Origin of the sequence: Mycobacterium sp. IS-3022, assembly GCF_001500065.1 — a bacterium.
Taxonomy (GTDB): Bacteria; Actinomycetota; Actinomycetes; order Mycobacteriales; family Mycobacteriaceae; genus Mycobacterium.
Window position 1 is genome coordinate 36,872 of record NZ_LQIN01000019.1, and the last position, 15,871, is coordinate 52,742.

13 protein-coding genes and 1 pseudogene are annotated in these 15,871 nt (G+C 67.1%); 4 read left to right on the top strand and 10 right to left on the bottom strand.

Annotated elements, in window-relative coordinates; genetic code table 11:
* Positions 1-11 precede the first annotated feature (11 nt).
* Positions 12-722: a TetR/AcrR family transcriptional regulator gene (locus AU188_RS13645; protein ID WP_059164239.1), complete on the top strand. Its 711-nt coding sequence runs from the start codon at positions 12-14 to the stop codon at positions 720-722.
* 28 nt (positions 723-750) lie between these two features.
* Here AU188_RS13645 and AU188_RS13650 read toward each other — a convergent pair whose 3' ends face one another.
* A complete protein-coding gene (locus AU188_RS13650; protein WP_059164240.1) occupies positions 751-1,233 on the bottom strand; it encodes a nitroreductase family deazaflavin-dependent oxidoreductase in 483 nt (160 codons plus the stop codon).
* A gap of 106 nt (positions 1,234-1,339) precedes the next feature.
* On the opposite strand from AU188_RS13650, the gene AU188_RS13655 reads away from it, so the two are divergent.
* Positions 1,340-1,858 carry a MarR family winged helix-turn-helix transcriptional regulator gene (locus AU188_RS13655; RefSeq protein ID WP_059164241.1) on the top strand — a complete coding sequence of 173 codons (519 nt, stop codon included), beginning with the start codon at positions 1,340-1,342 and terminating at the stop codon, positions 1,856-1,858.
* On the opposite strand, the gene AU188_RS13660 is transcribed toward AU188_RS13655, so the two are convergent.
* The 3 genes from AU188_RS13660 to AU188_RS26050 all read right to left on the bottom strand — a co-directional run bounded on the left by AU188_RS13660 (position 1,837) and on the right by AU188_RS26050 (position 7,578).
* Positions 1,837-5,784, bottom strand: coding sequence for a bifunctional nitrate reductase/sulfite reductase flavoprotein subunit alpha (locus AU188_RS13660; RefSeq protein ID WP_172799496.1), 3,948 nt, complete (start codon positions 5,782-5,784; stop codon positions 1,837-1,839). The genes AU188_RS13655 and AU188_RS13660 overlap by 22 nt on opposite strands.
* A 5-nt stretch (positions 5,785-5,789) precedes the next feature.
* Positions 5,790-7,211 carry a nitrate/nitrite transporter gene (locus AU188_RS13665; RefSeq protein WP_059164242.1) on the bottom strand — a complete coding sequence of 474 codons (1,422 nt, stop codon included), beginning with the start codon at positions 7,209-7,211 and terminating at the stop codon, positions 5,790-5,792.
* 220 nt (positions 7,212-7,431) lie between these two features.
* Positions 7,432-7,578 carry a hypothetical protein gene (locus AU188_RS26050; protein ID WP_502687612.1) on the bottom strand — a complete coding sequence of 49 codons (147 nt, stop codon included), beginning with the start codon at positions 7,576-7,578 and terminating at the stop codon, positions 7,432-7,434.
* A 90-nt stretch (positions 7,579-7,668) separates the two neighbouring features.
* On the opposite strand from AU188_RS26050, the pseudogene AU188_RS24980 reads away from it, so the two are divergent.
* Positions 7,669-8,224 (top strand): annotated as a pseudogene (locus AU188_RS24980) (response regulator).
* Here AU188_RS24980 and AU188_RS13680 read toward each other — a convergent pair.
* The 4 genes from AU188_RS13680 to AU188_RS13695 all read right to left on the bottom strand — a co-directional run bounded on the left by AU188_RS13680 (position 8,210) and on the right by AU188_RS13695 (position 14,075).
* Positions 8,210-9,496, bottom strand: coding sequence for an HNH endonuclease (locus tag AU188_RS13680; protein WP_059164244.1), 1,287 nt, complete (start codon positions 9,494-9,496; stop codon positions 8,210-8,212). The pseudogene AU188_RS24980 and the gene AU188_RS13680 sit on opposite strands and share 15 nt — an antisense overlap.
* Before the next feature lie 105 nt (positions 9,497-9,601).
* Positions 9,602-11,143: a phospholipase D family protein gene (locus AU188_RS13685; RefSeq protein WP_059164256.1), complete on the bottom strand. Its 1,542-nt coding sequence runs from the start codon at positions 11,141-11,143 to the stop codon at positions 9,602-9,604.
* Positions 11,140-12,690, bottom strand: a complete 1,551-nt coding sequence (locus AU188_RS13690) for a phospholipase D family protein (RefSeq protein WP_059164245.1) — start codon at positions 12,688-12,690, stop codon at positions 11,140-11,142. The genes AU188_RS13685 and AU188_RS13690 overlap by 4 nt, the downstream gene beginning before the upstream one ends.
* 35 nt (positions 12,691-12,725) lie before the next feature.
* Positions 12,726-14,075: a TIGR01777 family oxidoreductase gene (locus AU188_RS13695; protein WP_059164246.1), complete on the bottom strand. Its 1,350-nt coding sequence runs from the start codon at positions 14,073-14,075 to the stop codon at positions 12,726-12,728.
* Between the two features lie 95 nt (positions 14,076-14,170).
* On the opposite strand from AU188_RS13695, the gene AU188_RS13700 reads away from it, so the two are divergent.
* A complete protein-coding gene (locus AU188_RS13700) occupies positions 14,171-14,845 on the top strand; it encodes a phosphoribosyltransferase (RefSeq protein WP_059164247.1) in 675 nt (224 codons plus the stop codon).
* Positions 14,846-14,867: 22 nt separating this feature from the next.
* On the opposite strand, the gene AU188_RS13705 is transcribed toward AU188_RS13700, so the two are convergent.
* On the bottom strand, positions 14,868-15,194 hold the full coding sequence (locus AU188_RS13705) for a hypothetical protein (RefSeq protein WP_059164248.1): 327 nt from the start codon (positions 15,192-15,194) through the stop codon (positions 14,868-14,870).
* A gap of 26 nt (positions 15,195-15,220) precedes the next feature.
* Positions 15,221-15,871 (bottom strand): DivIVA domain-containing protein (locus AU188_RS13710; protein ID WP_286137459.1); only part of this gene is annotated, 651 nt, incomplete at its 5' end.

Consider the following 15,871-nt stretch of genomic DNA (forward strand, 5'->3'; position numbering starts at 1 on the left):
TCAATAAATCCATGCCGCGAGTGGTGAAGCAGAAGGATGTCCGGCGGGCCGAGGTGCTCGATCAGGCACTCGCGCTCTTTCTCGAACGCGGTTATGAGAATGTCAGTCTCAACGATCTTCTGGCAGCATCGGGTACGTCGAAAGGTGCCTTCTACCACTACTTCCCGTCCAAGGAGGCACTGGTTACCGCGCTAGCTCAACGCAGCGCCGCACAAGCCTTCGAAACGTTGCGACCGGTATTTACGAAGACCGGAACGAATGCACTGGAACGTCTCAATGCCGGCCTTGCCGCTAGTTATCAGGTCAAGATGGCCATGGGGGCCCCGGAACAGATCGCGGCGATGAAATCACTGCTGGACCCGCAGAACCAAGCCTTGTTCGGGAGAATCATCACCATCTGGGAGGACATGTTCCGGCCCGTTCTCACCGAAGTGATCACTCAGGGCGTAGATGAGGGTGTTTTCGACACCTTTGACCCCGAGGGAGTAGGTGACATCATTCAGGGTTTCGCGGCCAGTATGCAATCGATGTTGGTTCGGGTGCTTAATGCGCCCGACGCGAAAGCGCGACGTAAGTCCATCGATGACTCCGCGAAACGCCTTAAGCTCTACGGCATCGCGACGGACCGGATCCTCGGATTGCCCGACGGGTCAACCGTAGTGCTCGATCGCAGTCAGATAGAGGCGATGGTCGCACACCTCAAGCCACGACGTCCCGGTTAGGTCGGCCAGCGAAAGCCTCGCTGTCGCTTCACGACCGGGGAACAAAGCGGATAAAGGGAATCTGCTCTCCCACCGCCCGGAAATCCGCCTCCGACCCGTCGACGGAGAAGCCGAGAACGCGGGGCAGCATGAATTGGGCTGCAATGCGATGGCGGACAGCGTAATTCGTGAATATGTCGGCGCCGTCCTCGATAGTCAACGGAACTGCGGTCGCCCGGATCTTGCGGTTGCGGACCTGAATGACAACTTCAGGTGTACGTAATACGTTGCGGTACCACGCCGCATCGCTTCCCCAACCTGAGGCGACAACATAGCTGTCGTCTGTCCGGTCGTGCTCGATGATCTCGAGTACGGCACGTCGCGGCCGTCCGGAGACGCGCCCAGTATGGGTGAGTAACAGCAGACGCCCACCGAAGATCCATCCCAGGCCAAATCGGTAAAAGCAAATTGGGAGTCGAAACAGTTTGCGACTCAATCCGTGTGGCAACGATGGCTTCCTGAGCACTCTCATGCCGGCTATAGACCTCCTTCACCGAGACCGGAATCAGGACGTCGCCGATAGTAGCACTATGCAAGAATTGCATAGTGCACGAATCTGGCTGCCTTGGGACGGCTCGATGACCGCCCGTGACGAACAAGAACTCAACGACTCGGTGGATGAAATCACCGATGCCCTGCTCACGGCTTCGCGGTTGCTGTTGGGCATCTCAGCGCGCTCCATCGCCGACGTTGACGAGTCGATCACGATCACCCAGTTCCGGACGCTGGTGCTGCTGTCCTCGCGCGGGCCGATGAACCTCGCGACACTTGCAGGTCACCTCGATGTTCAACCATCGAGCACCGGGCGGATGGTGGATCGGCTGGTCGCCACGGGCTTGATCGACCGCCGACCTCACCCCGCCTCACGACGGGAGATCGTGGTCTCCCTGACGAATCGAGGGCGGAACCTCGTCCGCCGCGTCACCATCCGCAGGCGCGGACACATTGCCCGAATCGTGCAGGACATGCCCGTGGCGCAGCGGCGTGGCCTCGTACGCGCATTGGCGGCTTTCGCCGCGTCGGGGGGCGGGGAACCGGCCGCTGTCGATGCCCTCGACAGCCCGCCGCTGAGCGATCAGTACACGTCGCGGACGTAGCGCTTCTCGGCGACCAGTTCGCGCTTGTAGTCATGGGCCTGCTCGTGCGACATCCCGCCGTGTCTCTCGATGATCTTGGTCAGTGCCGCGTCGACGTCGCGGGCCATGCGGGTGGCGTCGCCGCAGACGTAGAAATGCGCCCCGTCGTCGAGCCAGCGCCAGATCTCGGCGCCGCGGTCGAGCATTCTGTGCTGGACGTACACCCGCGACTTCTGGTCACGCGAGAACGCGAGATCCAGCCGGTCCAGGAGGCCGTCGCGGGCCATGTCCTCGAAATCGTCGCGGTAGTAGTAATTCTGGCTGCGATGCTGCTCACCGAAGAACAACCAGTTGGGGCCGCGGTGGCCGAGGGCGCGTCGTTCCTGCAGGAACCCGCGGAACGGCGCCACCCCCGTGCCCGGGCCGACCATGATCATCGGGACCGCGCCGTCCTGCGGCGGGCGGAAGTGCGGTGAGCGTTGCAGAAATACCGGTGCCGACGAGGCGCGGTCGGCGAGGAACGTCGAGCAGACCCCACCGCGCCGGCCACCGTGGACACTGCGGTAGCGGACCACCGACACCGTCAACTGCACTTCGTGCGGGCTGACCAGCGGGCTAGATGAGATCGAATAGCTGCGCGGGGTCAGCCGGACCAACACCTCGCGCCATTCGTCCGGGTCGGCGTGCACGACGAACTCCTGGACGAGGTCGAGCCCGTTGCGGCCCCGCAGCCACTTGTCCAGCTTGGCTCTGGGCGCCAGCAACGATTTGGCGTCGCGGCTGTGTTCGGCGATGAAGCGCAGCAGGTCCGGTGTGACGCGGCAGAAGTCGTAGTGCGACAGCAACGCATCGCGCAACGACTGCTCGGTGCCGTCCACCTCGACCGTGTGCTGGCCCGGCATCCCGGTGGCCGCCAGCCACGCGTCGACCACCAGGGGGTCGTTGGTGGGGCATACTCCCAGCGAATCGCCCGCGGCATAGCTGATCTCGTGCTGGGAGATGTCGAAACCCAACTGCCGCACTTCTTTGCGCGATGCCGATCCGGTCAGGACCGCGTTCCTCGACAGCGGGGCGACGATGGGCTGCGTGCGGGTGAAGGGCTGCGCGACAGTGGCGGGCCGCGCGAGGGTCGAGACACTTCCGGCGCTCGGTGAGGGTGTGATTCCGGGATTGAGCAATGCGGTCAGGTCGTCGGCCCATCGCTGCATGGGCTCGTCGTCGTAGGCTTCACACTCCGCGCGATCGAGCAGTCGGGTGGCGCCGAGGTCGGCCAGCTTGGCGTCGAGCGCCTTGGCGTGCCCGCAGAAGTTGTCGTACGACCGGTCCCCGATGCCGAGCACCGCGTACCGCACACCCGTCAGCGCGGGTGCCTCCGTCCTCTCCAGGCGGTGCCAGAAGCCGGCGCCGTTGTCGGGCGGCTCACCGTCACCGAAGGTGCTGGTGACGACCACCACGTCGCGGGCCGCGGCCAGGTCGGCGGGCGCCATGTCGTCCATGTTCACCAGCTGCGCCCCGTCGAGCCGGTCGGCCAGGCGCGCAGCGAAGTCCTGCGCGGTTCCGGTCTGAGAAGCCCACAGCACGAGCGGCCCGTCGCCCGCGTGCGGCCGCCCCGGATCCTCGGACGGCCGGCGTGACTGCTTGGCGAGCAGACCATTGATCCACTGCCGCGCCTCGGTACTCAGCGGCGCTGAATCGGGCAGCGTAGGCACATCGGACTGTGCCTCGGTCAGACCACTGAAAAAGCCGGCGACATAGAGCGATTCGTGTTCGGTGAGCGTCGGCGACGCAACCGGCCGCAGGCTGACCGCGCAGGCCTTGAACTCCGGCTGCAGCGAGTCGGGGTCGACGGCGTCGTTGGTCAACGCGTTGACGGTGAGATCCACGCCGTGCTCGTCGTTCCAGTGGAACGGCGCGAAACAACTCCCCGGTCGCACCCGGTCCGTGACGACTGCGGGCAGCACTGCGCGGCCGCGCCGCGACGTGAGCTCGACGCGCTGACCGTCGTCGATGCCGAGCGTCAGCGCATCGTCGGGATGGATCTCGACGAACGGCCCGCCGTCGAGCTTGTTGAGGGTATCGACCAAACCCGTCTTGGTCATGGTGTGCCATTGATGTTGCAGCCGACCGGTGTTGAGCACCAACGGATAGTCGTCGTCGGGCAGTTCCCGCGGGTCCATGTGCGGACGGGCGTGGAACACGGCGCGGCGCGACGGCGTCGGGAACGCGAGGCGCGGAGCGTGTCCATGCTCGTCGACGAAGTACTCCTGGCTGACGCCGTCGTTGAGGTAGCGCACGGGGTGCCGGTCCGCCGTGTCGTCCGGCGGGCAGGGCCACTGCACCGACGTCTGCCGTAGCCGGGCATAGCTGACGCCGCGCAGGTCGTAGCCGGTTTTCGGATTCCAGAACCGCCGGATCTCGTCGAAGATCTGCTCGCTGGAGGTGTAGGCGAAGTGCTCGCCAAACCCCATGTGCGCGGCCACCTGACAGATCAACTGCCAATCCGGGCGGGCCTGTCCGACCGCTGGAATCGACTGTTGCAGCAACGTCAGGTTGCGTTCGGAGTTGACCATCACCGCGTCGGACTCCGCCCACAGCGCCGCGGGCAGCACAATGTCGGCGTAGGTGTTGGTCGCCGTGGTGCGGTAGGCGTCCTGGGTGACGACCAGATCGGCCGCCTCCAGTCCGGCGATGACGGTCGACCGGTTGGCCACCGTGGCAACGGGATTGGTGCAGATGATCCAGCATGCCTTGACTTCGCCGTCGGCGAGCTGACGGAACATGTCGATGGTGCCGGGGCCGACGTCGGAACGGATGGTGCCGGACGGCAGGTTCCACTGATCCTCGACGAACGCGCGGTCCTCTGCCGAGGTCACCGAGCGCTGGCCGGGCAATCCCGGTCCCATGTAGCCCATTTCGCGTCCGCCCATCGCGTTGGGCTGCCCGGTCAGCGACATCGGTCCACTGCCAGGCCGGCAGATCGCGCCGGTGGCCAGGTGCAGGTTGCAGATCGCGTTGGTGTTCCACGTGCCGTGGGTGCTCTGGTTGAGTCCCATGGTCCAGCAACTCAGCCACTCCCCCGCATCGGCGATCATGCGTGCGGCGGTCCGCATGTCGGCCTCCGCGAGACCGGTGATGGCAGCGACCCGTTCGGGGGTGTAATCGGCGAGAAAGGCCGGCATCGCGTCCCAGCCGTCGGTGTGCTCGGCGATGAAATCCCGGTCGATGTCACCGTTGTCGACCAGCAGATGCAGCAGGCCGTTGAGCAGTGCCAGGTCAGTGCCGGGTTTGATCTGGAGAAACAGGTCGGCGCGTTCGGCTGTGGTGGTCCGGCGCGGGTCGACGACGATCAGCTTGGCTCCGGCCTTGAGCCGGTCGGCCATCCGCAGGTAAAGGATGGGGTGGCAGTCGGCCATGTTGGAGCCGATGACGAAAAACAAGTCGGTGCAGTCGAAGTCGCTGTACGACCCCGGCGGGCCGTCAGCCCCCAGCGACTGCTTGAACCCGGTGCCGGCGCTCGCCATGCACAGCCGCGAGTTCGACTCGATATGGACGGTGCGTAGGTAGCCCTTGGCCAGTTTGGTCGCCAAATACTGGGCCTCGATGGACATCTGGCCCGAGACGTACAGCGCGACGGCGTCCGGCCCGTGCTCGTCGACGATGGCTCTCAACCGCCGACCCGCCTCTGCGACCGCGTCGTCGACGGGCGTGGGAACCAGTTCCTCATCCCGGGCCGGCCGTAGGAACGCCGATGTCAGCCTGCCGTCGTCGGCGCGCATCATCTCGGCGTGGGTGGCGCCCTTGGTGCACAATCTGCCGAAGTTGGCCGGGTGCAACTTGTCTCCGGCCACTCGCGCGATGACCGGTCTGCCGGTCTCGCGGTCGGTCGTGGTGTGCACCTCGATACCGCAGCCAACGCCGCAGTAGGAGCACGCCGTGCGGGTCACCATGGGCGTCAGGCCGGCACCGGCGATGCCGCGCTGTCGAACTGCTCGCCGGCGCGGGCCCGCGGGGTTTGCATGCGTAGGAACACGAACCACGTGACGATCGCGCAGATCACGTAGAAGGCGAGGAACACCCAGAAGGCGTTGGTCGCGGACTTGGCGTCGCTGACGTAGGACGCGCGCAGCACGACGTTGATGAACACGCCGCCGAGGGCGCCGATGGCCCCGGCGAAACCGATCAGCGCGCCGGACATGCTGCGGGACCAGGCGGCCTTTTCGTCGCGGCTCCAGTCGTCGCGGCCTTGCGCCTTGGCCTCGAAGATCGACGGGATCATCTTGTAGGTCGAGCCGTTGCCGAGTCCGGAGAGGATGAACAGCAGGATGAATCCGACGACGTAGGCGATCATCTGACCGCTTGACGGAGCTCCAGTGGCGCCGTCATCCAGGGTCCCCGCTGTCACCAGGACGCCGGCGGCGAAAATCATTGCCACGAACGTGTAGAGCGTGATCTTGCCGCCGCCGATCCGATCGGCCAGCTTGCCGCCGAACGGCCTGCAGATCGAGCCGAGCAGGGGGCCGATGAACGCGATCTGCGCGGCATGCAGCGACGCCTGAGCCGGGGTGTCGCCGCCGGCGAGGAAGTTGATCTGCAGTACCTGACCGAATGCGAACGAGAACCCGATGAACGAGCCGAATGTGCCGATGTAGAGGAAGCTCATCACCCAGGAGTGCTTGAACCGCAACGCCTCTGCCATTGCGCTGATGTTGGACCGCTGGTTCCCGAGGTTGTCCATGAACAGCGCGGCGCCGAGTGCGGCCAGGCCGATCAGCACGAGGTAGATGGCGCAGACGACTTCGGCGGCGGTGTTGCTGACGGTGGCGATCACCAGCAGGCCGACGAGCTGCATGACCGGGACGCCGATGTTTCCGCCGCCTGCGTTGAGGCCGAGCGCCCAGCCCTTGAGGCGCTGAGGGTAGAACGCGTTGATGTTGGTCATCGACGAGGCGAAGTTGCCGCCGCCGAAACCGGCGAAGGCCGCGACGATCATGAACGTGGTGTACGAGGTGTCGGGACGCTTCATCGCCCACAACGTCAGCAGCGCAGGAATGAGCAGCAGCAGGGCGCTGACGATGGTCCAATTGCGGCCGCCGAACTTGGCCGGGGCGATGGTGTAGGGAATGCGCATGACGGCGCCGACCAGGGTGGGCAGCGCGACCAGATAGAACTTGCCCGCCGCGTCGATACCGTAGACGTCCTGCGGCATGAACAGCACCATCACCGACCAGATCGACCACACCGAGAAGCCGACGTGCTCGGCGAAGATCGACCAGATCAGGTTGCGGTTGGCGATCTGCTTGCCACCGGATTCCCATGCCTCGACGTCTTCGGCGTCCCAGTTCTCGATCGTGCGGCTGCGGCGCAGAGTCTTCACGGGAACTACATTCGCGTGAACCCATTCCGCATCGGTTGCACATCCGTGTCGGAAACGTCAACACCCGCTCACATGGGCTTCGCGCGGCCGTCCGGTCGCCGGAAACGCGGTCGAAACAAATGTGGCGTGGGTTACGCCAGTTCAGAAGACTGTTTCACCGCCCGGACCGGCTTGCGGCATTCCAGCAGCACCTGCTGTGACACGCCGCCCAGGAGCAACTTCACCACGGATTTCGGTGCCGCACGCCCAGCAGTCCGGCGTCGTCGCGGATCATCGCGGCCAGCAGCTCCTCGGCGGCGTCGACACCTTCGGGCTGCCGAAGTTCGAACTCGACGCCCGCACCCTTCCAGATGCTTCTCGACGTCATGCACCTCGTCCTGCTGGGCGAAGCGCGGATCGACGTAGGCCTCGCCGGAGGCCGAGTTGATCACGGGACTGACGGTGAAAAAGGCCACGCATGCGTGATGTGCTGATCATCGATGACGACTTCATGGCCGCCGGGAACGGAGGAGCTCACGTCGGCGAAAAGCCCGCGGCCGCAACTGTTCCTGCTTGACGTGTACCTATCGGATATGCCCGGGCTCGAGGTGTTGCAGCGGCTGCACAGCGACGGTGACCGGGTCGGGGCCATCATGATCACGGCGGCACGGGAACTGGATACGGTGAAGGGCGCCTTGGGCGGCGGTGGGCGGCGGTGCAGCCGACTACCTGATCAAACTATTCGAGTTCAGCCGACTGATGGCGAATTGAATTCCTACGCCGGCGCGCCGATGCGTTGAAGAAGGCCGGCGAGGTCGACCAGCCGCTGATCGGGTGCTGAGACCGGGCGGCTCGGGCTGGACGCGGTCCATACCGCCGGCGAGGTGTCGGCCGCCGAGTGTGCGGATCTGGTCGGCATCTCACGGATCAGTGCGGGCGCTATCTCGAGCCCACTCGAGTACCGCGCGCTGGAGCTGCGGTTGCAGTACGGCGTCGGTCGACCTGAGCGCCGGTACTTCCTACGCGGCGTGTAAGTCGGTCAGTGCGATGGCGATTTGAGATTCGACTTCGCTGATCTCCGCCACCGGTGGTCCGGGTGGTGGCGGTGCAATTGAGTGGTGATGTGCACCGGTGGGTGTCACGAACTCGGCGTGGTGCACGCCGTCGACCTCGCTGGGGCTGACCTGCCAGCCGGGTGCTTCCTTCTCGTAGTTGCAGCGTTCGCACAAGCCCACCCCGTTGACCCGATGGGTAGGGCCGCCCCGGCTTCGGGGCACGGCATGGTCGGTATGGCGGATCGGGGCGTCACAGTACGGAGTGCGACAGCGTTGGTCGCGCAGCGCGATGAAGCGCGCCAAGCCCCTCGGGAAGCACCGCGAACGCGACTCCATCGCGACCAACGCGCCGCTGGCCGGGCGCCGATACAACCGCCGCAGCATGACTGCTGACCGCTTGTCCAACCCGGCGGCGGTGACCATTCTGCGGGCCACGTCGGCCGGGATCGGGCCGTAGCCGTCGAGGAGTGCGGGGCTGTCATCGTCGCCGAGCAGCGTTTGATCCGACATAACGAGATTGACCACGACGGGTTCGGCGACCTCGGCGGGTCGGCCGGTGATCCGCTCGTAGGCAGTGTCGGCCATGACCTGCCCGCGCGAGCGATCATCGAACGTCGTGTCGGCCTGGCGTTTGAGCGCCGCGTAAACCGCAACGCCCTGTCGCACCGGCAGCAGGACAGTCACATAAGTCATGGTGTCGGGGGCGGGCCGGATGGTGACAGTGCGGTCTGCCTCAGCCTTGGCCGCCCGATCGACGACCGCCTGAACGTCCAGCCGAGCGGCGATCTCCTTGGCCTGCGCAACGATCCGCGCGTCGCCCTTTCCCGCCAAAGCGTCGACATCGGCGCACATCTCGGCGTCCAGGGTGCGGCGGTCCTCGATGTCGAGGCAGGCCGACTCACGCACGATCAGCGTGGCCCGCCACTCCGAGAGCGCCCCGCACTGCAACGCCGCCAACGTATGGGGCATCTCATGCACCAGCGCCTTGGCCAACCCCAGATGCCGACCCCCACGTGTCGGCGAATCATGCCGGGCCAGGGCGATCTCGCCGGCCAGGCCGCGCCCCCGTTTGGCGGCCGGCACGCCGGCGGCGGATTCGGCGGCGCGGCGCTTGGCGTCCAACAACGCCGCCGCCCGGGCTTGGCCGGCCGCCGCAGCCGACTTCACCCGCTCAAGCCACGAGATCCGCTCGACCAACGCCGCCTCGTCGGCGGTCGGGTCGACTGCCACAAGCTCCGCTGTATCGAACATATGTGCGAGTATGCCACGGCCCGGTGACAAATCCGGTCTGTCCTGGTAGATCACATGACGTCCGGTCAGCCTTGGGCGCACGCGCGTACATCTACGACCCAACGCTCACACCCGGCGCCTGAGCCGGTCGCGGTATGACCGCCCGTCCGGGTCGTACATGAACCGGTACGCAGGCTCTGCCCACAGCCGCGTCAGCAGCCCGAGCCGTTCGGCTTTGTTCGGACGCAGCCGGCCCCGCGGTCTCGGGCCCCTGCGGCCGGACGCGTGCCACGCTTCCAACGCCTCAGCGGCGGCGACGATCTCGCCTACCGCGCTGACGGGATCGACCAGTCCCCCGTCCTCGCTGCCGTCCTCGGCTCGGTCCAAGTGTTCGCGCAACAATCGCAACCTGAAGTCACGGGCGAAGACACCGTCCTCGTCCAGCACCGCGCAGGACAGTTCGCTGTCGTGCGTCCAGGACCGCCGGTTGAAGTTGTCGCTGCCCGAACAGGCCCACACGTCGTCGATCACGCACACCTTCGCATGCACGTAAACCGGTGTGCCTTCGTGGTTCTCGACATCGAAGACGTGCAGCCGATCGGGGCTTGCCTGACGGCAGGTCTCGATCGCCTGCCAGCGGCCCACCTGGTTGGGCGGCAACGCCAGCCGACCGTCCACGTCGGGGTAGCGCGGTACGACCGCGACCAGGTGCAGGTCGGGGTTCTCGCGCAGGGCGCGCGCGAACAGCTCGGCCACCCGCTTCGACCACAGGTACTGGTCCTCCAGGTAGATCAGCCGGCGGGCGCGCGGCACCGCCTTGCTGTAGGCGCGGGCGATGCTGCGCTCGCCGTGTGGGGCGAATTCGTACGCGAAATGAGCGTCCGGGTAGGTGCGCAGCACCTGGACAACGTGAGTTCCACACGGCGGCGGATCCGGCGGCTGTTCGGGCAGCGTGTCGGCGGTCATGTCGGCCCCGCCGAACTTGTCCCGAAGCCATGCCAGCGGGTTCAGCATGTCGAGCGACGCGGGGTCATTCCACCGCTCACGAAACGTCATGTCGAGTGCGCCGACGACAGGTCCCTGCAGCCGCAGCTGGACGTCATGCCACGGCGGGCGCTCACCGTACCGACTCGACATCTGCACCGCCTGTGGATCCCCGCGGTGCGACGAGTCGTCTCGACGCGAATGGCACAGGTCGATGCCGCCCGCAAACACCACGTCGCGCTGCGGCGCACCGGGATGCCGGATCACGACCAGCTTCTGGTGATGCGAACCGCCGATTCGTACCCGCTGGTCCAGCAGCACCTCACCGCCCGCCTCCTCGATGTGCTCTCCGAGGTGACGGTTCTCCTCCTCGCTGTAGGCCAGCTTGTCCAGATGCGACCGCCACACCAGACCCTTGACGATCACACCGCGTTCGGCTGCACGGCAGAACAATTCGCGCACCGTCGGGCCGTCGTCACGCATCTTCTCGTCCGGATCCCCACGCCAGTCGGTGAAGAACACGTAGTCGCCTGCCTGCAGCGCCTCCACCTCGGTGGCGAGGTGCTCGAAATAGGTGGCGCCGTGCACGAGCGGTTCGACGCGGTTGCCCGAGCACCACGCCGGCAGGTCGGAGGCGGTGTTGCCGCGTTCCTCCGCGGTGAGGAACCACTCGTGAACGTTCACGGCCACCGCCGCCTCAACAGTCGATCGCGATAGGACCGGCCGTCCGGGTCGAAGATCATCCGATACGCCGGTTCGGCCCACAGCCGCGTCAACGGGTCGACTCGTTCACTCTCGTGCGGGCGCAATCGCCCCGGCGGCCGCGGCCCTCGGCAGCCCGACTGGTGCCACGCCTCCAAAGCGTCTGCGGCAGCAACGATTTCGCGTACTGCCTCATCGGGTTCGGCCAATCCCTCGTCCTCGCTGCCGTCGTCGGCGCGGTCGAGGTGTTCGCGCATCAGCTGCAGCCGTAGGCCACGTGCGAAGGCACCGTCGGCGTCGAGCACCGCGCACGACAGCTCACTGTCGTGCGTCCAGGACCGCCGGTTGAAGTTGTCGCTACCGATGCAGGCCCAGGTGTCGTCGATGACGCAAACCTTGGAATGCACGTAAACCGGTGTGCCCTCGTGGTTCTCGACGTCGAACACGTGCACTCGCTCGGGGGCGGCACGGCGGCATGCGTCGAGCGCCAGCTGGCGCCCGACCAGCGTCGGGGGCCGGCCCAGACCGCCTTCGAGGTCGAAATAGCGCGGCACGACCGCCACCAGATGGAGATTCTCGTTCGCACTCAACGCGTCGACCAGTAGGCGCGCAACCTCCTCTGACCACAGGTACTGGTCTTCGAGATAGATCAGGCGCCGGGCGCGCCGGACCGCCTTGGTGTAGCCGCGGGCGATGCTGCGCTCCCCCTCTTTGGCGAATTCGTACTGGATCAACGCATCGCCGTAGGTTCGCAGCACCTGTACCGCGTGCGATCCGCACCGCGGCGGGTCGGGCGGCTGCTCGGGCAGCGGATGCCGCGCGGCCTCGGAGCCCAGAAACCTGTCGCGTAGCCAGGCCAGCGGATTGAACAGGTCGAGCGGCGCCCTGGCCGTCCAGCGCTCGCGGAACGTGGTGTCCAGCGCGCCGATGACGGGACCGCGCACCTGCAGCTGCACGTCATGCCACGGTGGGCGCTCACCGTACCGGCTCGACATCTGTACCGCCTGCGGGTCACCTCGGTGCGACGCGTCGTCCCGTCGGGAGTGGCACAGATCGATCCCGCCGATGAACGCGACGTCGCGGTGCGGTTCGTCGGGATGGCGGAGCAGAACCAGTCGCTGATGATGCGACCCGCCGACCAGCACCCGTTGGTCGAGCAGCACTTCGCCGCCGGCACGCTCGATCGTCTCGGCGAGATGGCGGTTCTGTTCCTCGTTGAACTGCAAGCGGTTCGGATACGACCGCCACATCAGCCCTTTCACCAGCACGCCGCGTTCGGCCGCCGCGCGGAACAGTTCCGCGACGGTCGGCCCGTCCTCGCGCAGTCGCTCATCGGCGTCGCCTCGCCAGTCGGCGAAGAACAGGTGATCGCCGGCGCCGAGCGCCTCCACCTCGGTGACGAGCCGATCGAAGTACGTCGCGCCGTGAATGAGCGCTTCGGCCTGGTTGCCCTCGCTCCATGCCGGCAGCGCCCAACTCGGGTTCCCGCGCTCACCTGACGTGAGGAACCACTCGGCCAGCACAGACACCCCGTGGAGTGCCCACTCGCGCGTCAATTTATCCGTCAGCCCTGCCCGAGCTCATGAGCGAGCGCGGCGTCGAGGGACGGATGACGGAATCGGTGGCCCAACGTCTGCAGTTTGGCCGGCACCACCCGTTGGTCGGCCTCGGCGAGCTCACGGGCCCCCTGCTCCCCCAGCAACAACCGCGGGCCCAGTGAGGGCACCGGCACGATCGCCGGTCGCCGCAACACCCGCGCCAGCGTCCTGGTGTAGTCGGCGTTGCGCACCGGGTGGGGCGCAACCGCGTTGACCGGACCGGTCAGCCGGGCGTCGTAGAGCGCGCGGTGGTAGACGTCCAGCAGGTCGTCGAGCGCGATCCACGCCAACCACTGACTGCCGCTGCCCAGCCGGCCGCCCAGGCCGGCGGCAAACAACGGCCGCAGCAGCCGCAGCGTGCCTCCGCGCGCGGATTGCACGACTCCCGTCCGCACGGTGACGACCCGCAGTCCCGCATCGGCGGCGGGTGTGGTCGCCGCCTCCCAGTCCGCCACCACATCGGCGAGGAAGCCGTCGCCGCGCACACTTTCCTCAGCCAACACCGCATCGCCACGGTCGAAGCCGTAGATGCCGACCGCCGAAGCGCTGACGAACACCGCGGGTCCGTCGGAGGCGTCCGCCGCGGCCTCGGCCAGCCGGCGGGTCGGTTCGATACGGCTGGCACGCACGGCGTCCTTGTGCGCGTCGGTGAAACGCCCGGCGATCGACGATCCGGCCAGATGCACGACCGCGTCCACGCCGCTCAGCAGATCACGACGCGGCCGATCGGGATTCCACTGCCGCTCGTCGGCGCCGTGCGCCGCCCGTCGCACCAGCCGGATCACCCGGTGGCCGCCGGTGCTCAGAAACGCCGACAATGCCGACCCGACAAGTCCGGACGCCCCGCTGACCGCGACGGTGAGCGGCCGCAGGCCGGCGGCGGCGCCGCTACGGTGCGCGGCGAGGTCGTCGGCCAGTTGACGATGGCGGTAGACGAACATGGGCCGCAGCGCCGCCGCGGGCACCGGGGTGGCGACGTGGTCGTAGACCGTCGTGCCTCCGGGCGCCGGGGCGAACTCATGAGTGTGCGTCCACCGGCCGACCAGGCGCGGCGGCCACGAGGCCGGTCCCTGCGAGGACAGCACATCGACGAAGCGGCGCGGCGGGTCGTAGCGGGCCGGATCGTGTTGTGCGATCCAGCGCAGACCGCCGGGCAGCCCCAGCACCGCCTGCCCGTCGGCCAGTGAGCCCGCCTCGGCCACCACCTTCATCGGCTGCCACGGCGGAACCAACCGCCTCATCGCACCGGGCCGCGCGTGCCACGCGAACACCTCGTCCAGTGGATGTTCGACGACGCTGCCGTACTCGATGCCCATGACTGATATTCGCTCCCGTCGCGCCGGTGGATTGCGCCCGGGTGGGGTACCCACGGACATAGGCTGACAAAGTCCCGACATCGAAACGAACTGTGATGAGCGGATGGAGCGGGCTCGCCCGCCGAAGTGCCAGACGTGTGTATCAGAACCGCCGAGACGCCGGCGAAGTCTTGGCGAACGAGTTGACGTCCTACCGCGATCAGGATCTGGTGGTGCTGGGGCTGGCGCGCGGCGGCGTGCCGGTCGGTTGGCAGGTTGCGCACGCGCTACACGCCCCGCTCGACGTGTTCCTCGTCCGCAAGCTGGGGGTGCCGCAGTGGGAGGAGCTCGCCATGGGCGCGCTGGCCAGCGGCGGCGGCGTCGTCATCAACGACAATCTGGTGCGCAACCTCGGGATCGGCGACGAGGCGCTGCAGGCCGCGATCGCGCGCGAAACCGAGGAACTGAACCGCCGCGAGCGGGCCTACCGCGGCGACCGCCCACCCCTCGAGCTCACCGGCAAGACGGTGATCCTGGTCGACGACGGGATCGCCACCGGCGCCAGCATGCTCGCCGCGGTGCGTGCCGTGCGCGCCCAGGACCCGGCTCGGATCGTCGTCGCGGTTCCGGTCGGACCGCCGTCGGCGTGCCGGGAGCTGGGAAAGGAAGCAGACGAGGTGGTGTGCGCGACGATGCCGGCGGGATTCGAAGCGGTCGGCCAGGTGTTCGCCGACTTCCACCAGGTCACCGATGATGAGGTCCGCGAATTACTCGCGGCGCCAACGACTTAGACGACTCAGCGACTCGACTGGCTTAGCGGCGGTCTTCGCCGGAATCGGCCTGTTCGACGACCGTGGTCTCGGTCTCCGCCTCGTGTTCGTCCGCGTGTTCGGGTTCGTCCTCAGCGGGGGTGTCGTCCGGATAGTCCTCGTAGTACTCGGGCTCCGCGTCGGCCTGCTCCCCGTCGGCGCCGGCCGCTCGGCCGCGGGAGCGTTCCCTGACCGCGTCGACGATGAGGAGCAGGACACCGATGACGCTGGCGGCGATACAGACCCAGGCGATCAGCTCATTGCTTGTGACGACCGCCGTCACGAGCGCGGCGAGGCCGATGACAGCGAGGACGAGCGCAACGATCAGCATCGATCAACCCTAGGTCTTCAGTGCGTTCAGTTGTTTCCCCGGTTGAACTGATTGAACCCACCGCCGTCGTTACCGGCGCTGGAGTCCACTGGAGCGGCAGAGCCGCGCTGTCCCAGCTCCTCGAGTTGAGACTCCAGATACGTCTTGAGCCGGGTGCGGTATTCGCGTTCGAACGTGCGCAACTGTTCGAGGCGGCCCTCCAGCACCGTGCGCTGCTGGTTGATGGTGCCCATGATCTCGGAGTGCTTGCGCTCCGCGTCGGCCTGCAGGGCGTCGGCCTTCTCTTGCGCCTGGCGCAGCTGGGCCTCGGATCGGGTCTGGGCGTCGGCCAGCATCGCATCGGCGCGCTGACGCGCCTCGGCGACGGTGGTCTCGGCCGTCTGCCGCGCCTCGCTGACCATCGCATCGGCCTGCGCGCGCGCATCGGCGAGCAGTTTGTCCGACTCCGCCTTGGCGGTGCTGGTCAACCGGTCCGCGGTGTCCTGGGCGAGGCTCAACACCTTGGCCGCCTTCAGCGCCTGGTCCTCGCCGACCTGCGCGGAGGGCGCCTCGTAGGCCGGCTCCGCAGCAGCCGGCCCCGATCGATGCGCTGCGTGGCCGGCGCTCAGGCGGCCGCGCCGAACGCCAGTTGCATGCCGATGAAGGCGCCCTGCAGCCACACCATGATCGACACGACG